The 22,552-nt window shown below is 50.6% G+C and carries 24 protein-coding genes and 1 pseudogene; 19 read left to right on the forward strand and 6 right to left on the reverse strand.

The annotated features are described in order from the left end of the window. On the forward strand, positions 1–194 hold a 194-nt coding region (locus QFX39_RS05270; protein ID WP_300478037.1), incomplete at its 5' end, for a DUF483 domain-containing protein. A 188-nt stretch (positions 195–382) separates the two neighbouring features. Then, positions 383–4,327 (forward strand): cobaltochelatase subunit CobN, encoded by a 3,945-nt coding sequence (locus QFX39_RS05275; RefSeq protein ID WP_300478039.1) that lies wholly within the window; start codon positions 383–385, stop codon positions 4,325–4,327. Here the strand turns inward: QFX39_RS05275 and QFX39_RS05280 are convergent. From QFX39_RS05280 to QFX39_RS05290, 3 genes and pseudogenes are all read right to left on the reverse strand, one after another. Continuing rightward, positions 4,317–4,517 carry a hypothetical protein gene (locus QFX39_RS05280; RefSeq protein ID WP_300478040.1) on the reverse strand — a complete coding sequence of 67 codons (201 nt, stop codon included), beginning with the start codon at positions 4,515–4,517 and terminating at the stop codon, positions 4,317–4,319. The genes QFX39_RS05275 and QFX39_RS05280 overlap by 11 nt on opposite strands. Further along, a pseudogene (locus QFX39_RS05285) lies at positions 4,514–5,113 on the reverse strand (DedA family protein). Before QFX39_RS05285 ends, QFX39_RS05280 begins: the two are co-directional and overlap by 4 nt. 50 nt (positions 5,114–5,163) lie before the next feature. Continuing rightward, on the reverse strand, positions 5,164–6,087 hold the full coding sequence (locus QFX39_RS05290; protein WP_300478041.1) for a hypothetical protein: 924 nt from the start codon (positions 6,085–6,087) through the stop codon (positions 5,164–5,166). A 203-nt stretch (positions 6,088–6,290) separates the two neighbouring features. On the opposite strand from QFX39_RS05290, the gene QFX39_RS05295 reads away from it, so the two are divergent. After that, complete coding sequence (locus tag QFX39_RS05295; RefSeq protein WP_300478042.1) at positions 6,291–6,896, forward strand: hypothetical protein; 606 nt, start codon at positions 6,291–6,293, stop codon at positions 6,894–6,896. Between the two features lie 90 nt (positions 6,897–6,986). Here QFX39_RS05295 and QFX39_RS05300 read toward each other — a convergent pair whose 3' ends face one another. From QFX39_RS05300 to QFX39_RS05310, 3 genes are all read right to left on the reverse strand, one after another. After that, complete coding sequence (locus QFX39_RS05300) at positions 6,987–8,399, reverse strand: replication factor C large subunit (RefSeq protein ID WP_300478043.1); 1,413 nt, start codon at positions 8,397–8,399, stop codon at positions 6,987–6,989. 12 nt (positions 8,400–8,411) lie between these two features. Beyond that, on the reverse strand, positions 8,412–9,365 hold the full coding sequence (locus QFX39_RS05305; protein ID WP_300478044.1) for a replication factor C small subunit: 954 nt from the start codon (positions 9,363–9,365) through the stop codon (positions 8,412–8,414). A gap of 137 nt (positions 9,366–9,502) precedes the next feature. Continuing rightward, positions 9,503–10,351: a shikimate dehydrogenase gene (locus tag QFX39_RS05310; RefSeq protein ID WP_300478194.1), complete on the reverse strand. Its 849-nt coding sequence runs from the start codon at positions 10,349–10,351 to the stop codon at positions 9,503–9,505. Between the two features lie 158 nt (positions 10,352–10,509). On the opposite strand from QFX39_RS05310, the gene QFX39_RS05315 reads away from it, so the two are divergent. The 16 genes from QFX39_RS05315 (at position 10,510) to ndk (ending at position 22,540) form a co-directional block, all read left to right on the forward strand. Continuing rightward, positions 10,510–11,172, forward strand: a complete 663-nt coding sequence (locus QFX39_RS05315; RefSeq protein ID WP_300478045.1) for an RNA ligase partner protein — start codon at positions 10,510–10,512, stop codon at positions 11,170–11,172. Positions 11,173–11,221: 49 nt separating this feature from the next. Further along, positions 11,222–12,502 carry a histidine--tRNA ligase gene (hisS, locus tag QFX39_RS05320; protein WP_300478047.1) on the forward strand — a complete coding sequence of 427 codons (1,281 nt, stop codon included), beginning with the start codon at positions 11,222–11,224 and terminating at the stop codon, positions 12,500–12,502. Between the two features lie 45 nt (positions 12,503–12,547). Beyond that, positions 12,548–12,952 (forward strand): phosphoribosyl-AMP cyclohydrolase, encoded by a 405-nt coding sequence (hisI, locus tag QFX39_RS05325; RefSeq protein ID WP_048175174.1) that lies wholly within the window; start codon positions 12,548–12,550, stop codon positions 12,950–12,952. After that, positions 12,953–14,785, forward strand: a complete 1,833-nt coding sequence (locus QFX39_RS05330) for a PINc/VapC family ATPase (protein ID WP_300478049.1) — start codon at positions 12,953–12,955, stop codon at positions 14,783–14,785. Positions 14,786–14,794: 9 nt separating this feature from the next. After that, entirely contained in the window at positions 14,795–15,541 is a 747-nt protein-coding gene (locus QFX39_RS05335) for a sugar phosphate isomerase/epimerase (RefSeq protein WP_300478051.1), read from the forward strand. A gap of 31 nt (positions 15,542–15,572) precedes the next feature. Further along, positions 15,573–16,250 carry an NADPH-dependent F420 reductase gene (npdG, locus tag QFX39_RS05340; RefSeq protein ID WP_300478053.1) on the forward strand — a complete coding sequence of 226 codons (678 nt, stop codon included), beginning with the start codon at positions 15,573–15,575 and terminating at the stop codon, positions 16,248–16,250. Between the two features lie 91 nt (positions 16,251–16,341). Beyond that, complete coding sequence (gene hxlB, locus QFX39_RS05345; RefSeq protein WP_300478055.1) at positions 16,342–16,926, forward strand: 6-phospho-3-hexuloisomerase; 585 nt, start codon at positions 16,342–16,344, stop codon at positions 16,924–16,926. Between the two features lie 132 nt (positions 16,927–17,058). Beyond that, positions 17,059–17,565 (forward strand): tRNA-intron lyase, encoded by a 507-nt coding sequence (gene endA, locus QFX39_RS05350; protein WP_300478056.1) that lies wholly within the window; start codon positions 17,059–17,061, stop codon positions 17,563–17,565. 12 nt (positions 17,566–17,577) lie between these two features. Beyond that, the gene (locus QFX39_RS05355; RefSeq protein ID WP_300478057.1) at positions 17,578–18,672 is read left to right on the forward strand and encodes a tryptophan--tRNA ligase; all 1,095 of its coding nucleotides are present in this window, start codon (positions 17,578–17,580) and stop codon (positions 18,670–18,672) included. A gap of 1 nt (position 18,673) precedes the next feature. Continuing rightward, on the forward strand, positions 18,674–19,306 hold the full coding sequence (locus tag QFX39_RS05360; RefSeq protein ID WP_300478058.1) for a stage II sporulation protein M: 633 nt from the start codon (positions 18,674–18,676) through the stop codon (positions 19,304–19,306). A 62-nt stretch (positions 19,307–19,368) separates the two neighbouring features. Further along, positions 19,369–20,571 carry a threonine synthase gene (gene thrC, locus QFX39_RS05365; RefSeq protein ID WP_300478195.1) on the forward strand — a complete coding sequence of 401 codons (1,203 nt, stop codon included), beginning with the start codon at positions 19,369–19,371 and terminating at the stop codon, positions 20,569–20,571. Between the two features lie 214 nt (positions 20,572–20,785). Next, complete coding sequence (gene hmtB, locus QFX39_RS05370) at positions 20,786–20,989, forward strand: histone HmtB (RefSeq protein ID WP_013295523.1); 204 nt, start codon at positions 20,786–20,788, stop codon at positions 20,987–20,989. A gap of 289 nt (positions 20,990–21,278) precedes the next feature. Next, on the forward strand, positions 21,279–21,650 hold the full coding sequence (gene rpl7ae / locus QFX39_RS05375; protein ID WP_048176479.1) for a 50S ribosomal protein L7Ae: 372 nt from the start codon (positions 21,279–21,281) through the stop codon (positions 21,648–21,650). 51 nt (positions 21,651–21,701) lie between these two features. Further along, positions 21,702–21,908, forward strand: a complete 207-nt coding sequence (locus tag QFX39_RS05380) for a 30S ribosomal protein S28e (RefSeq protein ID WP_013295525.1) — start codon at positions 21,702–21,704, stop codon at positions 21,906–21,908. An 18-nt stretch (positions 21,909–21,926) separates the two neighbouring features. Next, the gene (locus tag QFX39_RS05385) at positions 21,927–22,088 is read left to right on the forward strand and encodes a 50S ribosomal protein L24e (protein ID WP_013295526.1); all 162 of its coding nucleotides are present in this window, start codon (positions 21,927–21,929) and stop codon (positions 22,086–22,088) included. Next, on the forward strand, positions 22,085–22,540 hold the full coding sequence (ndk, locus tag QFX39_RS05390) for a nucleoside-diphosphate kinase (RefSeq protein WP_300478063.1): 456 nt from the start codon (positions 22,085–22,087) through the stop codon (positions 22,538–22,540). The genes QFX39_RS05385 and ndk overlap by 4 nt, the downstream gene beginning before the upstream one ends. Positions 22,541–22,552: the final 12 nt, after the last annotated feature.

The following is a 22,552-nucleotide window of genomic DNA, read 5'->3' on the forward strand; positions in this document are numbered from 1 at the left end:
GCGCCCTTGTGCTACCATCAGGTTTCATACCCTGTAGCCTCAGATGCAGGGAGGCATGGGAGAGGAATCTCATAGCCTTTGCAGACATGGAGGAGTTTAAGAGGATACTTGAACTTGAGGATGAACTCCGCATGAAGCTCCCGCATTTTCATCTGGCATATGATGAGTATTTTGAGAAGATAGTCCTTGATTGAATCTTTTTTTGGCTTACCATATGAGAAATCATTTCATTTAAAACATGAATCAGGTATTACTTTTGATCCATCTCTTTTTTAAATTGTTCTTACTTAGAATATTTTAATTAAGATTTAAATAGAATCCCATCAAATTTCTTTACGATATTAAATCAGTAAATTATTAAAAATTTAAAGGAGGTGAAAAAATGAAGAAGTTTCTGCTGATAGCACTTATTCTGCTCATTGTTTCAGTTCCATCAGTCTCAGCAGCAGACAACGACACCAACACAACAGAGTCAAAGATGCTGAAGGATACAAACATGGTGGTGCTCCTCACAGGTTGCGTGGTGGGAACCGTCGACCCCATAATGAACGACGCATACCACAACGACCTCCTCCCCGCTGGATACAACTTCAGTCTGAAAATATACACCATGGACACCTTCAACCTCAACTCAACGGCATCCAGCCAGTTCAAAAATGACGTGAAGAACGCAGATATATTCTTCCTCTTCACAAGACCTGGTTACCCGGTGACAGGGATGAGCTATGGGACGGAATTCGATGCAGCAGTCGACTTCCAGGCCCTCGCAGCCAGCATGAAACCTGGGGCGCGAATATTCGTCCTGGGCCCTGTAAAACCCAACGTGACAGGTGTTAATGTAACCAACCTTCCAGCCTATGGTCCGGTGGCAGCACCTGCACTCTCACGGGAGAACATAAAGAGGACGCTCCTGGAGGTCCTGAGGCTCAGCGGGGCCGTTAACCTCACTGCAAACGACACAAAACTGGTACCTGGAATGCAGGACTTCCTCTACCATCCACTGGCACCACGTGTTTACACAGACAGAGAATCCTACACAGAATGGTACATGAACACCACTCTCTATAAGTCAGGGGCCCCATGGGTGGGGGTTGCCATACTGAACCGATACTACCTCTCGGGTAACATGGACGTCTATGAGACCCTCATACAGAAACTCGAGGCAAAGGGACTCAACGTGATACCCTACTTCTACTGTTCAGACCCCATAGGGGCCTCGAGGCGCTTCTTCATGGTCAACAACAGTTCGGTGATTGACGCCCTTGTTGCCTGTGTACAGTTCGGTTACTGGCCAGACAACCAGACCATAACCTTCTTCACTGACCTCAACGTACCTGTTCAGGGCCCGCTCCCGGTGTTCCTGCAGACATCACTGGATGATTACATAAACAGCAGCAGACAGCAGGGCCTCAGGGGCCTGGAGTACTACTGGCTTGCCATGTTTGAGATGCAGGGGAGGATAGAGCCGATCCTTATAGGTGGTAACAGGGTCTCTGACCCTGACCCGCTAACCGGGGTCACACTCAAGGAATACGTGGCCTATGAGCCGGGGGTAAACCAGCTGGTTGAGCGAACACTTGCCTGGGTGAATCTCCGGAAGAAGGTGAACAGTGACAAGAGGGTGGCCATCGTCTACTTTGACAGCACCCATGATGAGGGGATGCCGGCAACCAATGGCCTCAACCTCTACGGCAGTCTGAGCAACATACTCCTTGCAATGAGGGCAGCAGGTTACACCACTGGAAACGGAAATCTGACCCCCGAGTACATCTATGAACTCATAAACAGGGCTGGAAGAAACCCCAGGAACATGACACAGTCAGAACTCCGGAAACTGGTTGAGGCTGGATGCATCACGGTGCCGGTTTCAGAGTACCTCAGGTGGTATTCAAAGCTCCCGGTAACCCTCAGGCGCCAGGTTGAGGCAATGTGGGGTCCGGCTCCAGGTAACATCATGGTCTATAACGGCAGCATTGTGATCCCCGGCTTCATGCTCGGCAACATTTTTATGGGTCCGCAGCCGGTCTGGAGGTGGAACGGTACACTCAACAACGGCACACTACCACCGACACACCAGTTCATAGCCTTCTACCTCTGGCTTCAGAATGGATTCAGGGCAGACGCAGTGGTACACGTGGGGCAGCACGGGACACTGGAGCTGCTACCAGGCCATGTGAATGCCATGACAGAGGATGACTGGCCAAACACCCTCATAGGATCCATCCCCAACATACACCTCCTCAAGATGGAGGACCCCCTTGAGGCCGTTATAAACCCTGCCAAGAGGAGGGCATACGCCGTTACCATCTCATACCTCATACCACCGGTCATGAGGACTGAACTCTACGGCGTATACCAGGAACTTGCAGACCTCCTGGGATCCTACAGCACTGCAGAGGCATCAGGGGATAGGGACAGGATGAACGTCCTGGAATCCCTCATAAGGGATGGTGTGAAGAGGGCTGGCCTCGAGGTGAGGCTCAACGTGAGTAACTCAACCCCCTTCAGTGTCCTCAGACTGAGACTTGAGGAGTACCTCCATGAGCTCACAGAGATCCTCATGCCCTACGGACTCCACACCTTCGGGGAGCTCCCTGACAGTGAAACCCTTGAGAGGTTCCTGGATGCAATCATATCCTTTGACCCTGCAAACAGGACGGCAAGGAGGGATGAGATAAGAAACCTGCTCATCATGAGCGCCAGCAACGAGATGGCATCACTCCTGAGGGCCCTCAACGGGGAATTCATACAGCCAGCTCCGGCGAGAAGTCCCATAATCAACCTTGCGGCGCTTCCAACAGGCCGGAACATGTACACCTTTGACCCATCATCCATCCCTGACCCCGCAGCGGTGGTAATGGGATCAAGGGCTGCAGAGGAGATGCTTAAACGCCACAGGGAGGCAAACGGTGGAAGGTACCCTGAAACCGTTGCCGTGGATATAGGTGACATTATATCAACCGGTGGACAGAGCATCGCAGCCATATTCTATTTCCTGGGTGTTAAACCGGTCTATGAGAGCGGAGCACTCATCGGGACAGAGATCATCCCACTCAGTGAACTTGGAAGGCCAAGGATCGACGTTGTGATAAGCGACTTCCACAACTTCCGAGGGGCAATCCCAGGGGCAATGGACGTCATAGACAATACAATTAAGAGGATAGCGAACCTCAACGAGTCATCTGAGATGAACTATGTGCGAAAACACTACCTTGCCCTCAGATCAGGCATCTACAGTGAACTGGTGGCCTCAGGAATGAACAGTTCAGCGGCCGATGCAATGGCTGACAGGCTTGCAAGGACCAGGATCTTTGGATTGCCACCTGGTGCAGACCCCCATGGTGCAGGTGTCGACAGGATACTCTGGTCACGGGATGACTGGACAGCCGAAGAGCTTGCAGAGACCTACCTCAGCTACTACTCGTATGCCTATGGAAGGGACCTCAACGGCCTCCAGAGCCCGAAACTCCTGGAGTCACTCCTTCGTACAGTTGACGCCAGCATGGTGATAATGCCCTACAGGGCACCCGGCGAGGGAACCTGCCTCTACAGGGTCTCGGTCACCGTGAACTTCATGGTTAACTACCTCACAGGGAGAAACATAAACAGCTACATTGCAAAAACAGCCTACGGAACACCCATCATAAGGACCCTCCAGGAGTCAGCCTACGATGACCTTGCAGTGACACTCCTCAACCCCGCATGGATCCAGGGCAAACTGCGTGAGGGTCCATCTGGCAGCGCATCAATAGCACTGCAGGTGAGGGACCTCTTCATGAGTGATGCCCTCGTGGACGTGGCATCAGCCGATGTCTGGAGGAGGATTGCCGATACATTCCTCTTTGGCAGTTCTGTGAGGTCACAGATTGATGCATCAGCCCTCCAGATGATAGCACGCTATGTGAGGCAGGCCCATACAAGGGGACTTGTATCCCTCTCAGGGGCCGAAGTTGCAGCAATATCCGAGATGCTGGGTGAGGGGACTTCCACAGAAACGGGTGGGGGTACCTCCACAGACACAGACCAGGGAAACAATCAGGGTTCGGATCATGGAACCACCGCAGGATCTCATGGAACCACAGGAAGAGGAGGAAGATCTCCAGGCACCCATGCAGGTGTTCCGGCACAGTCCTCTGCCTCAGAGTCAGGTTCATCATCCCCGGGGGTTGCAGGGGCATCAGAACAGAAACCTGGAAGTGCCTATGAGATCTCAACCCCACAGGCAGAGGAGAAATCAGGCAGCACACAGATCTACGCTGTTCTTGGCATACTTGGAATCTTCTGCCTTCTCGGAGTTGGCTACTACTTCGGACCCCTCAGAAAATAATTTCATTCCCTTTTATTTTTTTAACGTGTGACGATAATGGGTTTTTATCCTGTTTAACTCTGCTAATGGCTTTTTCATAATTCCAAAGATTTTTCAATAGTCCTAATACCTTTCCATGGATCCAGGGCTTCCAGAATTTATATTTAACATGAATTCTCCATTTACTTACATCAGGTTCCCTAGACTTCATCTTATCTTCCTGTAAATGTAGAGGAGAATCAGGGGGATGGCGATGAGTATGGCGTAATCCAGCGCATGGAAAACTGGCCTCAGTGAGGTCCATTCAGGACCAGGGAGATAACCTGAGTATGCAAGGACGAGGCACCATGGCAGGGAACCGGCGAATGTGTAGATAACGAATTTCTTCAGATCCATCCTGGCTATACCTGCGGGGAGGGATATGAAGGTTCTGATAACCGGCAGCATCCTTGAGATGAGGACGGCCTCGTGTCCGTACCTTTCAAACCATTCATCGGCCATCCTGAGTTTACTATCTGTTATCATGATGTAGGGGCCATACCTCTCCAGTAAGGGACGCCCTCCCCTGAGACCCGCAATATAGGCCAGAAGAGAACCCAGAAGGTTACCCAGCGCACCCGCAATTACAACGCCAGTGAGGGTCAGATTCTACTGCCATGGTATGTATCCGCTGAAGGGGATTATAACCTCACTTGGAACTGGAATACAGGCACTTTCAAGGGCCATGAGAAAGACTATACCGGGATACCCGGTTTCCTCTATGAATCTGATCACAGAGTCTGTAAGGGTCATGGTTATATCAAGCATGCTGACCCTTTCTATCATTGATTATATAATTTTTGGGGGATGTGGTTATTCTATGAAAACCTATGGAATAACTGTGGCCTGAAACCCAGTCCCAGCAGGATTTCCTTGTCCTCATCCTTTAATTTGTGCTCTGAAGTTGGGGGGACAGGTTTTCCGTCCCTTGCAAGTATCACTCCACCCTTCCGCTGGGCCCCCATGAATTTACCTGCATTTCCGTTCACTATGAGGTAACCGTCCCTCATATCTATGCCAGAGAAGTCATCACAGTCACCATCTATGATAACCGTGCCACCACTGAGGAGTGCACCTGTATTTTTACCGGCGTTACCATTCACCAGGACCGTCCCGCGCCTCATGAGTATCCCGGTTGATAGGTCCACGTCCCCGTTGTGGATCACCTCGGCGTCAACATCAAGCCTGGCGCAGAGGGTGTCCCTGATATGACCATCATCTATGAGCATCCTGCCGGGGGTGAATGTAAAATTAACGGGTTTTTCGCCCCTGAGGCCCGATTTAAGGATGTCAGTTACTGATAGGAACTTCTTATATCCCCTCCTATCGGATTTAACCTCAACCACGTTCCCCACAGGGTCCTTAACCTTCCCCTTTACATAAATTGTGCCTGAGACCATGCTGATACCCATACGGGTGTCCACGTCCCCCTCAACGGTCAGGACACCTGTATCCAGGGCGCCACCGGTCCCCCCGAAGTATGCAAGGTCCGCCCCCATGCTTGAAGCGAGCCTGTGGCCGGCATCCCCCCTCACAACCACCTCACCTCCACCCTTGAGGTGTTCAACAACATCCCTGAAGGTGCAGGATGTACCCGGGATCCTGTCCTCAGGGTCAAGCTTCTCACCCCTGTGCTGCCAGTGGAAGTTGTAGGTGAAATCTGCGATGCAGTCCACCGGCCCATCGGGTTCAAGTTCAATAACTTCCCTTTCATCCCTCCTCCTTCCAAAGAGTCCGAACATGAGAGCACCTCCACATATTTATTACTCCAACCACAGATTTATATACCAATACAATTAAGTTTCCTATGTTCTATCAATCAAGAGGATGGTAACTTGCCCATGATTAAGTTTCCTATGTTCTATCAATCAAGAGGATGGTAACTTGCCCATGATTAAGTTTCCTATGTTCTATCAATCAAGAGGATGGTAACTTGCCCGGTAAAATGGAGATACTCAGAGCCCTATCCGAGCTGGGAGTGGATACAAGGTTTGTAAGTGTAACAGAGAGTGAGGTCCTCATAAACAACCTGCGGTTCTCAAGGTTCTCAAGGAGGAGGGAGGAGGAGTTCAGCTCAAGGTACCCTGAGATCAGGGTTGTAAGGTCAGGGGTCTTCCAGAGGATATGCTCAAGGGCATCCAGGGTCCTTGCATCAACCCTGCGACCCAGGGTGGGTGTGAGGATCCAGGCCAAAGGTGAGATGGCCCATGCCCTCCATGTGATCCTCGAGCCCTACACAAGAAAGTACGGCATAAAAATCGGTGAAGGGGATGTCACAGCACTTCCAGCCACGCTGGACCATTCCATTGCAGCGGCACTTGAGGACATGGTGAGGGGTGAGCGTATAGGGTACCATCACAGGTCAACACCCACGGTCATATACCCCCTCTCAACTGTACCTGCAGGGTGGATTGAGTCGTGGCTCGGCACTGAAATCACCATCACCAACAACCCAACCGTGGCGGAGTTCATGGAGTTCTTCAATGATAATGTACCCCAGTTCAGGGATAAGATGCGGAAGTCCCTTGAGTTCATAGGGGGAAATGGTTGATTTTAATATCTTGCAGTTGCGTTCATGCCTGAAAAGAGGTTTATTGGGGGGATTTACAGGGAAAAATAAGGGGGTGAATTAATTCAATAATCACCCTGAGAACTGGAAAAGTGAAGTCTGCTTCTCACGAGGTTTATCATAGTCTGAATCGGATCCTGAGGATTTATCATCACTGGATTCACTGATTTTACCTTTAGATGACTTTCTGTCCTTATCTGTGCTCCGGGACTTCTTCTTCTGGATGTAAAGTGGGCCGGTTTTATCAGACTTTTTACGTGTCTTCTTCGCTTTGGGAGCCTTTATCTTTCTTTTCCTGAACAGTTTAACCTCTTCGTCTGTGAGTTCAAGGAATTCCTTCATCTCATAGGCCATTTCATCGTTCTCGAATATTATCTCCAGGTAGGGGAACATTGAAATTGCAACCTTGGGTGATATGTGCATCCTCTCAGCCATCTTACCTGCAACACTGTCACGGAGGCTCCTCTGCTTGCGTGTTCTCCCGAGTAGCCTGAAGGAGGATGAACCTGTGTACCTGACGAATTTCCTGTAGGTCTTCTCCTTGGCGAGGGCGACACCGGGACCCATGAGATCAGAGGCGTAGCGCCAGTAGGTGTAGTTCCTGCTCCTCACAGCACGGCCAAAGAACATATCTGCATGTGATAGCATGTCATAGGCCCTGCTGATCTCATGGGGCTTTTCATATTCCCTTGGAACATTCTCTGCAATGAATTCAAGTACAAGTGTCGGGTCATCATCCACCCTCATGGCCTCCCTGATCTTTGAGAAGTCGCGGCTTTTCAGAACTGCCCTCACGGCGTCGAAGAGATTGGACGTGGAATCCTTCTCACCCATGCTGAGGAGTTCCTCACCAACCCGCTCCTCACCACCGGCCACCGCCTCAAGGTCATTGATGGCAGAACGCAGATCCCCATGGGACCTCTTTGCAAGTTCCTTGAGGACATCATCGGGGCATTCGATACCCTCTGCCCGGCATATCCGTTTCAGGGCCGCGGCTATGGATGATGTGTGAACCTTCCTGATGTTTATGACCTTACACTTTGGTTTGATGCTCTGAAGTCTCTTGCTGTAGGGGTCATTGGCGGTTAACACAATCGGATGTTTGCTCTCCCTGAGTATCCTGTTTATGGCCTGGACACCGCCCCGGTCCTCGTTGCCGTGTATACCATCCACCTCGTCGAGGATGATCAGTTTGAGGTCATGGTTGAAGAGGGAGTGGGTGGCTGACGCCTCACCGGCAGTCCTCATTATGGCATCCTGTGAGCGCTTGTCACTGGCATTGAGTTCAAGGGTGTCTGAGAACTCCCTACCTATTATGTGTGCTATGGTTGTCTTCCCGGTACCTGGCGGGCCCACAAGGAGGAGGGGGGGCTGGGGTTCGCCTGCCTTCCACCCCTTGATCCACTCCTTTATCTCGGCTATGGCCTTCTGGTTCCCGGCCACCTCATCAAAGGTTCTGGGCCGGTACTTCTCTGTCCATGACATTGATCTACCCTCTCAATGTTCCAGGAACCTTGCCAGGAGGGCTTCAAGCTGTATCCTTGGGTTGGCGCCCTCCCTTATCCTGAAGTCGTACTCTCCAACAGCCTCTATGAGTTTTATGTACCTCTCCCCCTCAATGGATCCCTCCATTGCGAGCCTTGAGAGTTCCTGGTAGATCTGGGTGACCATGTCCTCGCCGCTTATACCCTGGAGGACCATGATCTCCCTGAGCATGTCCCTGGCCTCCATGAACTTCCCATCCAGGATGGTCATTATCATCTTCCTCACATCCTTTGGCCTGGCCCTTGAGACCACCTCGTAGATGCTGGATTCTGTTATCCTCTCACCCAGTGAGGCCGCTGACTGGAGGATGTTTATGGCCTTCCTGAGGTCACCCTCTGCAAAGTAGACCACCGTGTCAAGGGCCTGTGGCTCGTATTCCAGGCCCTCCTGCTCTGCGATGTACTCCAGGCGGCTTATTATGTGGCGGCCCTTGAGGGGGAGGAACCTGAAGATGGCGCACCTTGACTGTATCGGGTCTATGATCTTTGAGGAGTAGTTACAGGAGAGTATGAATGAGGAGGTCTTGGTGTACATCTCCATCTCCCTCCTGAGGGCGTGCTGGGCGTCCTTTGTCATGTTGTCAACCTCGTCAAGGAATATTATCCTGAAGGGCGCCCCCACAGGTTTCAGACGGCAGAAGTTCTTTATGCTGGTCCTCACGGTATCTATGCCCCTGGCGTCTGAGGCGTTCAGCTCCAGGAAGTTCTGCCTCCAGTACTCCCCGAGGATCTCCCTTGCAAGGGCAAGGGCCGTTGTTGTTTTACCAACACCTGCAGGGCCTGTGAACATGAGGTTCGGCATGCTCTTCTCTTCAACGTAGCGTTTGAGGCGTGGTATTATGTGTTCCTGGCCAACTATATCATCAAGTTTCTGTGGTCTGTACTTCTCTACCCAAGGTCCATTCATAAGATCACCGGTAATGGTTAAGAATTATCTTTCATAGGATCAGGATGGGGGTTAACATTTCTGGATAATGTGGTATATCCATCTTTCTGAGGAGGTTAATGGTTACCCATCCCCCGGCTGAAACATCCATGAGGGAGTTACACCCCATGGAGGGCATCAAGAAGGGCCTTTTCCATAACATCCAGGGGAGGCTCCCTCCCGGTCCATATCCTGAAGGCCTCAGCACCCTGATAGAGGAGCATCCTGAGACCTGAAACCGGAACAGCGCCTGCTGCCCTGGCCTCCCTCAGGAGGCATGTCTCCGGGGGATTGTAGACAAGGTCATATACAACGAGGCTCTCATGCATGAGCTCAGCTTTTACGAGGGGTTCATCGTCCATGTGGGGGTACATCCCGACGGGTGTTGTGTCTATGAGGATATCGGCCCCATCCAAAGAGCTTGGTATTAGTTCATAGCCACCATGTTTTACCATGATATCAAGGGCCCCCTTAATATCCTCTGCAAGGGCCCTGGCCCTTTCAGGGGTCCTGTTGAGTATGGTCACATCTGCCCCTTCCAGGACGAGCTGGAATGCGCAGGCCCTCGCAGCCCCACCGGCCCCGAGTATGATGACAGAGGACCCATTAACTGATGTGACCTCATTAAGGGCCCTCAGACAGCCAGAGGCGTCTGTATTGTATCCCCTTATGGTTTCCTCATCAAACTTCAGGGTGTTCACGGCCCCGATGAGGGAGGCTGTCTCATCAACCTTGTGGATGAGTTCAAGCACAGACTCCTTGTGGGGTATTGTGACGTTCACACCCCTCACGTTGAGGGCTCCGAGGCCCCGAACAGCTTCTTCAAGCCCTGATGGTTTCACAGGGAAGGGTACATAGGCCCAGTCCATTCCAAGGGCTTTGAACGCCGCGTTGTGCATCTGTGGTGAGAGGCTGTGGGTGAGGGGGTAACCTATTATTCCTGTGAGCTGTGTATTGCCGGTTATCAGTTTATCACAACCACCATCCAGTTAATGGCCTGTTTCAGGCTTCATTTCAGAATTATTCCCATCTCTCAGTTTAACACCTTTTCCTCTGCAATATTTATTTATCATCAGCGATAAATATTGTTTCCATCAGTTACCCATATTGAAGGGGAGGGTGTGACATGCTTGCCAAGCAGAGATTTGTCCTTGATACAACGGCATTTACAGATAACCAGCTCCGGGAGATGCTGGGTGACGGTGACCTCAACAGGTCAGTGGATGCGATGCTGGATATCATTGCAAGGAGCAGGATAAAGCTCAACATAAGCTGTCACATGCCCCCCATAACCTACAAGGAATTCACCGACTACATGACAAGGTATGAATGCCCCGAGGAGACCCTGGTGAAGGCCGAGACATGGATAGTCAAGAAGACACCCAACCGCTACGACACCCAGATACCCTCCCAGATATTTTATGAATACGTCCATGATATAAGGGAGAGGATGAACAAGGGCCTCCGGATTTCAGAGACCCTCCTCTGGGAGGCCGGGATACAGTCCATAATCATGGCATCCCGTGGCGTTAATAAGATTGAAATCGAGGGTGAGGTGCTCGGGAAGGCCATAAAGGACCTCAGGAAGAAGTACCGTTCAGCCCTCAGGAAGGGAACCCTTGACAGTGCCCCTGACCTTGACGTCCTCCTTCTTGCCAAGGAGCTCGGGGCAGGTGTTGTGGCTGCTGATGACGGTATAAGGGTCTGGGCAGAGCGCCTGGGACTGAGGTTCCTGAATGCCACATCCTTCCCCAAGATGCTCAAGGAATACCTTAAATATTATGAATGATGAATCTCCTATCATCCCCTTTATCATTTTTACTGGAGGAATTACTGCCATGGATATATCAAGACCGCGAGGAACCAGAGATTTTCTTTTCGCTGAGATGAGAAACAGAAAAGAAGTTGAAAACGTACTCAGAAGGACATTTGAGACCTACGGCTACCATGAGATCAAAACACCCATATTTGAGGACCTCAAACTCTTCACAGTGAAATCCGGTGAGGAGGTGGTGAACCAGATCTACCACTTCACAGATAAGGGTGGCCGGGAACTTGCACTGAGGCCGGAACTCACAGCACCGGTGGCCAGGCTCTACATGAATGAGATGCAGCGTGAACCCAAACCGATAAAGATGTACTACTTCGGGAGCTGCTTCAGATATGAGAGGCCCCAGGCGGGCCGATTCAGGCAGTTCTGGCAGTTCGGCTGTGAACTCATAGGTGGAACGTCACCGCTGGCAGAGGCAGAGGTCATAACCCTTGCAGCCGAGTCCCTCAGGAGGCTTGGACTCGAGGGTTTCGAGGTCCACGTCGGGCACCTTGGAATCCTCAGGGGCATCCTTGGCAGGGAGAAAATAGAGGATGAACTCCAGGACAGGATAATGGGCATAATAGATAAGGGTGACGTTGATGAACTTGAATCCTGCCTTGACGGGGTTGAAATATCCCCCGAGAGCAGGGATCTCCTCATGAACCTCATAGGCACACAGGGGGGTCCCGGGGTACTTGATGATGTCAGGGGGCTCCTTGAGGGTTACCCGGAGTCCCTCAGGGCCCTTGATGAGTTCGCTGGACTTGTGGATACCCTCGAACACTTCGGTCTTGGGGAGTACCATGTGAACCTTGGAATCGCAAGGGGACTTGACTACTACACCGGCGCAGTATTTGAGATCTATGTCCCCAGACTCGGCGCCCAGAGACAGATCTGTGGGGGCGGCACATACAACCTTGTTGAAACCTTTGGGGGCGAAAGGGTTGAATCAACGGGCTTCGCATTTGGCTTTGACCGCCTCATGAACGCCCTTGAAATGGACGAGGAAGACATGAGGATGGCTGACGTCTTTGTGATACCCATACATGAATCAACACTCCCTGAGGCGGTCAGGATCACACAGGAGATCAGAAGTGAGGGTATAGCGGCTGACATGGACCTGGCAGGGAGAAAACTCCGAAAGGCACTTTCCTATGCCGATCACCTTGGTGCAAGGTTAGTGGTCCTAACAGGTGAAAGGGACCTCCAGGAGGGTAAGGTCACATTGAGAAACATGGAGGACGCTTCACAGGAGGCTGTGGATAGGACTGAGGTTGTGGATAGGTTGAAGGAGATCCTGCTGTGAATAAGTCTCAGTTTAGGGTTGGTTGAATAATAAATAGAAGAATAAATCAAGGGAGATGTTAACATTTTAAATTTCAGACATAATATCAATGGCGAGGACCTCATAATTGCAGTGGCACAGGACCACAGGACAGGAGAGGTCCTCATGGTGGCCTACATGAACCGTGAGGCCCTCGAAAGGACACTGGAGACAGGGCTGGCCCACTACTGGAGCACGTCCCGTGGGAAACTCTGGCTCAAGGGTGAGAGTTCTGGACACCTCCAGCGTGTTAAGGACGTCCTTGTGGACTGTGACGCCGACGCAGTTGTGCTGAAGGTGGAACAGGAGGGAGGTGCCTGCCATACAGGTTACCGGTCCTGCTTCTACCGCAGCATTGATGGGGATGAACTCAGGGTCAGGGAGGACGCCGTAAGGGTCTTTGATCCTGATGAAATATATGGAGATGGTTAGATGAAGATCGTTCCAGATACAAGTGTTATAGTTGATGGGCGGATCACCGGCATAGTGCAGGAGGAGGAGTTCAGGGGCAGCGAGGTGATAGTGCCCGAGGCAGTTGTATCTGAACTTGAATACCAGGCCAACCGTGGAAGGGAAACCGGGTTCAATGGCCTTGAGGAGCTCAAGAACCTCCAGAAGCTCCACAAGGAGAACATAATATCAATGATCTTTGTAGGGCGCCGCCCCACAGTGGATGAGATTTCACTCTCAAGGGGCGGTGAGATAGACGCCATGATAAGGGCAACTGCAAGGGAGTACGATGCGCTCCTCATAACCAGCGACAGGGTGCAGGCAGAGGTCGGGAAGGCCCAGGGGCTTGACGTGTTCTACATTAAACCCGAGGTCCTGGAATATGAGGAACTTGAGATAAGCAAGTACTTTGATGATTACACCATGTCGGTGCACCTCAAGGAGAACGTCGTGCCAATGGCCAAGAAGGGGCGGCCAGGGGAAATAAGGCTGGTTGAAATAGACAGCAAGCCACTAAAACATTCAGATATAAACAGGATGGCCCGTGAGATAGTTGAAAGGGCCAAGAGCGACTTCAAAAGCTTCATTGAGATAGAGATGGAGGGTGCCACTGTTGTCCAGTTCAGGGAGTACAGGATATCAATAGCGAGGCCGCCCTTCTCAGAGGCCTTCGAGATAACCGCTGTGAGGCCGGTTGCCAGGGTATCCCTGGAGGACTACAGGCTCTCAGAGAGGCTGATTGATAGGCTGAGGGACACTGCCAAGGGCGTCCTCATAGCAGGGGCGCCCGGGGCAGGTAAGAGTACCTTTGCCCAGGCTGTGGCAGAGTTCTACAGCAGGGAGATGAGGGCTGTTGTGAAGACCATGGAGTCCCCCAGGGACCTCCAGGTGGGTGACGAGATAACCCAGTACGCACCCATCGAACGGGATATGCAGAAGACCGCCGACATACTGCTCCTTGTAAGGCCCGACTACACCATCTATGATGAACTCAGGAAGACCCGTGACTTCAGGATCTTCGCTGACATGAGGCTTGCGGGTGTGGGCATGGTTGGGGTTGTCCATGCCACAAGGCCCATAGATGCCATACAGAGGATCCTGGGCAGGGTGGAGCTTGGCGTGATACCCTCAGTGGTTGACACAACCATATTCATTGAGGACGGAGAGGTGAAGGCTGTCTACGATGTATCCCTCACCGTTAAGGTCCCGACGGGTATGCAGGAGGCAGACCTTGCAAGGCCGGTCATAGAGATAAGGGACCTTGAGTCAGGGGAGCTCATGCATGAGATCTACACCTACGGTGAGCAGACGATAGTCATGGATGTCTCAAAGGCAGCCCCGGGGGGACGGAAACCATCTGCCCACAGGATAGCTGAGAGGGAAATCGAGAGGGAGTTCCGCAGGAGACTACCCGGCGCAAGGGTCAGGGTTGAACTTGAATCCGATGAAAGGGCAAAGGTCTGGATAGAGGAGAAGTACATCCCCCAGGTAATAGGCAAGAAGGGAAAGACCATCGAGGAGATCGAGAAGAACATCGGCATAAGCATCGGTGTTGAACCACTTGAGGAGAGGGAACTTGAGGAGACCGTTGAGGTTCCGGTGGAACTTGCAGGGAACTACGTGGTCCTCAACTTCGGCAGGGATGCCGTGGGCGTGTCATTCGACATAATGGTTGAGGACGAGTACCTCTTCACAGCAACGGTGGGTAAGAAGGGCACCATAAAGCTCAGAAGGGACATAGAACTTGCAGATATAATCATGGAGGCAGTGAAGAACAACATACCTGTGAGGGCAAGGGTGCGGCCCGAGGCCTAGGTGATCTGGATGAGGATAGGTGTCTCAACACTTGCACTCTCCCCGCTTTCACTGGAGGAGATGCTCACCTGGATTGAGGATGCAGGGGCAGATTGCTGTGAGATAATCTACGAGTACCCCCTGGATGACGTGGAGGTGGCTGACTCCTTCAGCCTTGATTTCACGGTGCATGCACCCATCTCGGACATAAACATAGCATCCCTCAACAGGGGGATCAGGGAGGCGTCCATATCTGAGGTTAAATCCGCGGTTGACCTTGCAGTTGAACTGGACTCCGAGGTGGTTGTCGTGCACCCGGGCACTATCCCCTTCCTTGGAAGACCCCACAGTGACCTCATAGTTCAGCGGAACCTTGAATCGCTTTCAGTGATATCTGAATATGCAGAGGATAGAGGTGCCGGGATCTACCCTGAGAACATGCCCCGCCTTGAGGGTCCCCTTCTAAGGGAACTTGAGGATCTCTGGCGGGTTGCAGAGGAACTTGAAATCCAGGTGACACTGGACGCTGCCCACGCAGCAACCATGGGTTACAGTGAAGGGGAGATGGTGTCCCCGAGGGTGGGACATGTCCACCTCTCCGACAACAACGGCGAAATTGACAGCCACGATGCCCTCGGCGATGGCTCACTGGATTTCAGGGCCATTATTGAAGGTTTAAGGGGGATCGGTTACAGGGGTATTCTCACGGTTGAGGTTAAAACACCTGGTGAGGTTGAGAGGAGTATTGAATTCCTCAGGAAGATTATTGATTGGTAATAATGTCTGAGAAGGGTAACATGGTGATATTATGAAGATCGCAGTTCTTGGTGGAACAGGTGACCAGGGCCTTGGACTTGCCCTGAGACTTGCATTAGCAGGAGAAGAAATAATCATAGGTTCAAGGGACGCTGAAAAGGCTGTAAGTGCAGCTCAAAAGGTCCTTGAAATCGCTGGAAGAGATGACCTCAAGGTTAAAGGTGCCACAAATGCTGAGGCCGCTGAGGAGGCTGAGGTGGCAATCCTGACAGTGCCATTGCAGGCACAGATGGCCACACTGGGCTCAGTTAAGGAGGCAATTAAGGGCAAGGTGCTCATAGATGCCACTGTACCCATTGACAGCTGCCTCGGGGGCTCAGCTGTTAGGTACATTGACCTCTGGGATGGCTCAGCTGCCGAGAGGGCTGCAAGGTTCCTTGAGGATCAGGGCACAAGGGTCGTGGCGGCATTCAACAATATAAGCGCATCAGCCCTCCTTGACATAACAGGACCTGTGGACTGTGACTGCCTCATTGCCTCAGACCACACTGATGCCCTTGATATTGCATCTGAACTCGCAGAGAAAATAGATGGTGTGAGGGCCATTGACTGCGGTGGCCTTGAGAATGCAAGGGTCATTGAGAAGATAACACCGCTGCTCATAAACCTCAACATCAAAAACAGGATTAGGAATGCGGGTATAAGGATTACGAACCTGCCAGAAGGATAGAAGGTTAAAAACAGGATTAGGAATGCGGGTATAAGGATTACGAACCTGCCTGAATGATATAAATCTGATATAAATATATAAGTTGATTGCAATGGAGATACTCAAAAACACTGTCCATAAGATAACTGAACATGCCATAAACGCCATTGAAAAGGTTGACGAGTCTGAACTTGAGGAGATGATAACCAGGATAATGGATGCCCGGGCCGTTTTCATTGTGGGCACTGGGAGGTCAGAGCTTGTTGGAAAGGCCTTTGCAATGAGGCTCATGCACCTCGGGTTCACGGTTTACGTTGTGGGAGACGTTACAACACCCGCAATAAGTGATGAGGACTGCCTGATTGCCATTTCAGGGTCAGGTGAAACAAAGACAGTCACACTTGCAGCCACCACATCAAAGTCTGTTGGGGCAACGGTCATAGCGGTAACCGCAACTCCCCAGTCAACACTGACAGAGCACAGCGACGTTGTAATATGCATACCAAGCAAGACAAAGGAGGCCTGGAAGTACTACACCTCCGGTGTTTTAAGGGGCGACTATGATGACCTCACACCCATGGGCACACTATTTGAGGACAGCACACACCTCTTCTTGGATGGGCTCATAGCAGAGTTCATGGCGATCCTTGGAAAGAAGGAGAGGGACCTTAAGGAGAGGCATGCCATTATTGAGTAGGATTCTTCTCCTGGAGAAATCTTAAGGTTAAGGTTATCATTGCCTTATTCCATTTGCTGCCAGTCATGCGATATGTAAAACGGAATATTCTGTGTCTAATTAATTTATGCCATAAACTAGAGGGGTTTATAGATGGAGGGACAGCTGGGAGACGAGATTGTAACCATAAAACCGGACTCGGATGCAAGGAGGCTGCACGGCAAGAGCCACTACGGTAAACTCTATGAGGACAGGCTGCAGATTTCACTGATTGAGGCAGCGCACCTCATGGAGAGGGGTAAACTCACACTTAAGAGGGATGACGATGAGGTCTCAATGGAGGAGTTCATATCACTCCTGGCTGAGAAGGGCCTCTACAGCAAGTACCTGGTCTACAGGGACCTGAGGAACAGGGGTTACATCGTCAAGACAGGCTTCAAGTACGGTGCAGAGTTCAGACTGTATGAGAGGGGAGGGGCCCCGGGCAGGACACACTCAGCGTACCTTGTGAGGGTTATATCAGAGAATGACACCATCCATGCCCTGGACTTTTCAAGCTACGTCAGGGTGGCCCATGGGGTGAACAAGAAGCTCCTCCTGGCCTTCCTGGACGATGAGGAGGATGTAACCTACTACCTTGTTGACTGGATAAGACCATAGCAGGTGATATGATTGATAGACCCGTGGGGATCAGCAAACCTTGAATACATGGATCTTATTGAAAAATTCGGTGTAAGGCCATTCAGTGAAGTCCTTGAGGATGTACCTGAACCCAGCTGGCTCATGAGGAGGGGTATAGTCTTCGGTCACAGGGACTACGACAGGATACTTGAGGCCATAAGGAGTGGCAGCGACTTTGCAGTGGTAACAGGGATGATGCCAAGCGGTAGAATGCACATAGGCCACAAGATGATCGTGGATCAGCTCAGGTGGTACGATAAACTGGGTGCCGAGATATTCATACCCATAGCCGACATGGAGGCCTACTCGGCAAGGAGTATCGACTTTGAGACCTCAAGGAGGATAGCCATTGAGGAGTACATTGCAGGCTACATTGCACTGGGACTTGACCTCACAAAGGACAACATACACGTCTACCTCCAGTCAGAGAACCTCATGGTGGAGGACCTTGCCTATGTACTTGCAGGGAAGGTCAACTTCAATGAATTGAGGGCCATATATGGCTTCACAGGATCAACAAGTATGGCCCACATGTACGCACCCATAATACAGGTGGCAGATATACTCCACCCCCAGCTTGAGGAGCTGGGCGGCCCAAAACCCACTGTTGTCCCCGTTGGGCCGGACCAGGACCCCCACATAAGGCTCACAAGGGACATAGCCGGGAGGTTCAGGGAGAAGTATGGCTTCATTCTACCATCATCAACCTATCACAGGTTTATGGGTGGCCTCACCGGGGGTAAAATGTCAAGCAGCAGGCCAAAATCTGCCATATTCCTGAGTGATACCCCGGAGGAGGCTGAGGAGAAGATAAGGAATGCCAAGACAGGTGGAAGGGAGACCCTGAAGGAGCAGAGGGAACTTGGAGGCGTCCCCGAGGACTGCATAATCTATGAGACCCTACTCTACCACATGTCTGACTCTGACCATGAACTTGAGGAGATCTATGAATCCTGCAGAAACGGTACACTTATGTGTGGTGAGTGCAAAAATAATACTGCAGAGTTCATAAGGAAGTTCTTTGAGGAACTTTCCAGGAAAAGAAAGAAGGCCCTTTCCACTGCGGGGAGGGTGCTTGAGGGGTAAAATGAAGAAGGAAAAGTATGAGGGGACACTGGCTTACCTTATGAGGAGCAATGAGACCTTCCTTCTGGCCTCAACCTTCCTGTTCCTCATATCCCTTTTTGCAGGATACGCTTTCTCAGGGGCCATCGAGCCGCTACTGAAGCCAATGATGGACGAATTCAGAAGGAGCATTGCGGAGGGTGAACTGAAGCTCTCAACAGTTTCTATATTCCTTCACAACCTCCAGGCCGCCCTGCTCATCTATGGGGGAGGCCTGCTTCTGGGGGTTTTCACGGCACTTTTCCTTATAATAAATGGCCTTTTCATAGGGTTCTTTGCTTCACAGGCCCCACTGGGGGACTTCATAATCCTGACGGCCCCCCATGGAATATTTGAGATTCCAGGGCTCATAATTGCAGGTGCGGCTGGTTTCAGGCTTGCAAGTTTCACCTACCACTTCTTCAGCGATCTATTCACCGAGACATGGTACGGCTCCTTCATGGAAAGACTGGCTCATTTCTTTGAGAGGAACCAGGATGAACTTCAGGAGTCCCTCATGCTCCTTGGTATAGGGGTTCTGTTCCTTGTGGTGGCTGCATTCGTTGAGGCGAACCTGACACTGGGAATCTACAGCTACATAAAGGCATCAATATAGGTGGTGTCCAGGGAAGGGACACCCCCAAAATTTATTCTGATAATATTATGGATGGTGACTATGTGATAAGGTGCATATCATGCGGTAAGGAGTATGAACTAAACGAGATCATATACACCTGCAGTGAATGCGGGTCAGTGCTGGAGGTTGAATGTGAAGTCGAGGTTTCAAGGGACACATTCAGCTGCAGAAGGCAGAACATGTGGAAGTACAGGGAGTTCATGCCTGTGGACCCCTCAAGGATAGTGAGCCTTGATGAGGGTGGAACACCCTTTGTGAGGTGCGATAACATTGGCAGGGAACTCGGCATTGAACTATACGTGAAGGTGGAGGGCTCCAACCCCACAGGTAGCTTCAAGGACAGGGGTATGAGTGTCGGTATCACAAAGGCAGTTGAACTGGGTGTTGATACGGTGGGCTGTGCCTCAACCGGCAATACCTCCGCTTCCCTTGCAGCCTACGCAGCAAGGGCTGGTCTCGGTTGCGTGGTGCTCCTCCCTTCAGGTAAGGTTGCCCTTGGCAAACTTGCACAGGCAATGTTCCATGGTGCCCAGATCCTGTCTGTCAGGGGAAACTTCGATGAGGCCCTTGAGGCGGTAACGGAACTTGCCCTCATGGGGGAGCTCTACCTCCTCAACTCGGTTAACCCCTTCAGGCTTGAGGGGCAGAAGACCATAGGCTTTGAGATAGTGGATGACCTTAGCTGGGAGTCCCCTGACCGTATCATACTCCCTGTTGGTAACGCAGGGAACATTTCGGCCATATGGAAGGGTATCTCAGAGTTCCACAGGGCAGGGTTCATTGAGGAGAGGCCAATGATGACGGGTATACAGGCAGAGGGTGCTGCACCTGTGGTTGAGGCTTTCAGGAAGGGTAAGATGGAGATTGACCCTGTTAAGAACCCTGAGACGGTTGCGACCGCCATAAGGATCGGGGCACCTGTGAGTTACCTCAAGGCCCTGAGGGCCATCTATGAGTCAGATGGATATGCCGAGACAGTGACCGATGAGGAGATACTATCTGCCCAGAAACTCCTTGCAAGGAGGGAGGGTATAGGTGTTGAACCGGCGTCTGCAGCATCCATAGCAGGCCTCCTGAAACTGGTGGATGGGGGTGTAATTGACAGGGGCGAGCGCGTGGTCTGCGTTGTAACAGGTCACGTACTTAAGGATCCTGACACCGCCATAAGGGCTTCAACAGAACCAGTCGAGGTTGAACCCGATATAAACCAGCTAAGGTCAGTTATAAGGAGAAAGAGGGCATAATAGACATTTAAATTTTTTTTCTGTTTTAAGTTTTTCTATTTTTCATTAGGACACTCTGAGGTTAATCTCTCACCCTACAGCCACTTGTGAATATACTGATTCTGTTTAGGTGCCACATGAACCAATCAATGAGCCAGAGAGACCTTCAGATTAACGATATATTTATATAGGATAATATGAATAGATTATATTACATAAAATGAGGTGGTTAATTATGGAATTGCCAATAGCTCCAATTGGAAGAATAATAAAGAATGCCGGTGCAGAGAGGGTAAGTGATGATGCAAGGGAAGCCCTTGCAAAAGTCCTTGAAGCCAAAGGTGAAGAGATCGCCCTGAATGCAGTTAAACTTGCAAAACATGCTGGAAGAAAAACTGTTAAGGCTTCTGACATTGAACTGGCAGCTAAGAGGATGTAATTCTCACATACATCCATCATTCATTCCCTTTTTGCCTGCGGCAAAACTTTATATGTGATGAGCCCACAATTTTATTTAATCCTTGTTTTCCTGGGTGTCTAACGGGATTATCCGGGATTAATCTAAGTACGATTTCTGATGAAAATCTGTATCCAGCAAGTTTTATATACAGAGAACATATAAAGGGTACTACCCACCTCATGTTAATCCATAATTTGGATTAGTTGTCCAGATTGGTGTAATTACCGATGGATGGTAGAAAAACCAGATGAAAAAGGAGGTAAATAACATGGCAAAGGCAATATATGTGAAATTTGATGTACCAAAGGAACTGGCTGACAAGGCCGCAGAGGCACTTGAAATAGCCAGGGAAACAGGTAAGATATCAAAGGGTACAAACGAGGTTACCAAGGCAGTTGAAAGGGGAGTCGCACAGCTCGTACTTATAGCTGAGGACGTTGAACCAGCTGAAATCGTGGCTCACCTCCCACTCCTTGCAGAGGAAAAGGAAATACCATACATATACCTTCCAACCAAGGATGAACTGGGTGCAGCCGCAGGTCTCAACGTCGGCACAGCATCAGCAGCCATAGTTGAAGCCGGCGACGCCGAGGACCTCATAAACGAAATAATAGAAAAGGTTGAAGAACTTAAAAAATAGATGAAAGGCAGAAAAAGCCTTTCACCTTCAATTTAATATAAAGGTGGTTTAATGGAGGAAGCAACTCCAGCAGAGGTTATTGAGGTTCTGAAGAGAACCGGGATGACTGGAGAGGTAATGCAGGTCAAGTGCAGAATCCTTGATGGAAGAGATAAGGGAAGGATACTCACAAGGAACGTCATGGGTCCAATAAGGGAAGGCGATATCCTAATGCTCCTTGACACAATCAGAGAGGCAAAGGAAATCAGGACCCCCTGATCAGGCAGGTGTTTGTAAATGAGAGTCTGTTCATTCTGCCATGAAGAAATAGAGCCAGGTACAGGAAAGATGTACGTTAAGAAGGACGGCACAATCTATTTCTTCTGCAGCAGCAAATGCGAGAAAAACATGATCAAACTGGGAAGGGTTCCAAGAAAAGTTAAATGGGTTAAAAAATGATGGAAAAAAGCTTTGTAATGCTAAAACCTGACGCAGTAAAGAGGCGCCTCGCAGGAAGGATAATATCCCGCTTCGAGGATAAGGGACTCAAGATAGTCGCCGCCAGGATGCTCCAGATCCCGGAAGACCTTGCAATGGAACACTACCAGGAACACAGGGAGAAACCATTCTTCGGGGACCTTGTGGACTACATAACATCAGCACCAGTCCTTGCAATGGTCATAGAGGGTAAGGACTGCATCTCCATCATAAGGAAGATGGTGGGAGCAACAAACCCCGCAGAGGCAGAACTTGGAACAATCAGGGGAGATTTCGCCCTTGAAACAGGTAGAAACATAATACATGCCTCAGATTCTCCAGAGTCAGCTGAGAGGGAGATTAAACTTTTCTTTAAGGAATCAGAAATTTGCAGCTATGAGATGCCTGATAGGGAAATGGTATACGAGGAATGAACGCGGAGATTT

Source organism: Methanothermobacter sp., assembly GCF_030055425.1.
Classification (GTDB): Archaea; Methanobacteriota; Methanobacteria; order Methanobacteriales; family Methanothermobacteraceae; genus Methanothermobacter.

Excerpts from the sequence above, each read along its gene's own strand:
- endA (WP_300478056.1), top strand. The coding sequence starts at position 17,059 with ATGGAGGGACAGCTGGGAGACGAGATTGTAACCATAAAACCGGACTCG.
- hmtB (WP_013295523.1), top strand. The coding sequence starts at position 20,786 with ATGGAATTGCCAATAGCTCCAATTGGAAGAATAATAAAGAATGCCGGT.
- QFX39_RS05360 (WP_300478058.1), top strand. The coding sequence starts at position 18,674 with ATGAAGAAGGAAAAGTATGAGGGGACACTGGCTTACCTTATGAGGAGC.
- QFX39_RS05305 (WP_300478044.1), bottom strand. The coding sequence starts at position 9,365 with ATGAATGGACCTTGGGTAGAGAAGTACAGACCACAGAAACTTGATGAT.
- QFX39_RS05290 (WP_300478041.1), bottom strand. The coding sequence starts at position 6,087 with ATGTTCGGACTCTTTGGAAGGAGGAGGGATGAAAGGGAAGTTATTGAA.
- hxlB (WP_300478055.1), top strand. The coding sequence starts at position 16,342 with ATGGAGATACTCAAAAACACTGTCCATAAGATAACTGAACATGCCATA.
- QFX39_RS05330 (WP_300478049.1), top strand. The coding sequence starts at position 12,953 with ATGAAGATCGTTCCAGATACAAGTGTTATAGTTGATGGGCGGATCACC.
- QFX39_RS05315 (WP_300478045.1), top strand. The coding sequence starts at position 10,510 with ATGCTTGCCAAGCAGAGATTTGTCCTTGATACAACGGCATTTACAGAT.
- QFX39_RS05380 (WP_013295525.1), top strand. The coding sequence starts at position 21,702 with ATGGAGGAAGCAACTCCAGCAGAGGTTATTGAGGTTCTGAAGAGAACC.
- npdG (WP_300478053.1), top strand. The coding sequence starts at position 15,573 with ATGAAGATCGCAGTTCTTGGTGGAACAGGTGACCAGGGCCTTGGACTT.
- ndk (WP_300478063.1), top strand. The coding sequence starts at position 22,085 with ATGATGGAAAAAAGCTTTGTAATGCTAAAACCTGACGCAGTAAAGAGG.
- rpl7ae (WP_048176479.1), top strand. The coding sequence starts at position 21,279 with ATGGCAAAGGCAATATATGTGAAATTTGATGTACCAAAGGAACTGGCT.
- QFX39_RS05280 (WP_300478040.1), bottom strand. The coding sequence starts at position 4,517 with ATGAAGTCTAGGGAACCTGATGTAAGTAAATGGAGAATTCATGTTAAA.
- QFX39_RS05295 (WP_300478042.1), top strand. The coding sequence starts at position 6,291 with ATGGAGATACTCAGAGCCCTATCCGAGCTGGGAGTGGATACAAGGTTT.
- QFX39_RS05275 (WP_300478039.1), top strand. The coding sequence starts at position 383 with ATGAAGAAGTTTCTGCTGATAGCACTTATTCTGCTCATTGTTTCAGTT.
- QFX39_RS05335 (WP_300478051.1), top strand. The coding sequence starts at position 14,795 with ATGAGGATAGGTGTCTCAACACTTGCACTCTCCCCGCTTTCACTGGAG.
- hisS (WP_300478047.1), top strand. The coding sequence starts at position 11,222 with ATGGATATATCAAGACCGCGAGGAACCAGAGATTTTCTTTTCGCTGAG.
- QFX39_RS05385 (WP_013295526.1), top strand. The coding sequence starts at position 21,927 with ATGAGAGTCTGTTCATTCTGCCATGAAGAAATAGAGCCAGGTACAGGA.
- QFX39_RS05300 (WP_300478043.1), bottom strand. The coding sequence starts at position 8,399 with ATGTCATGGACAGAGAAGTACCGGCCCAGAACCTTTGATGAGGTGGCC.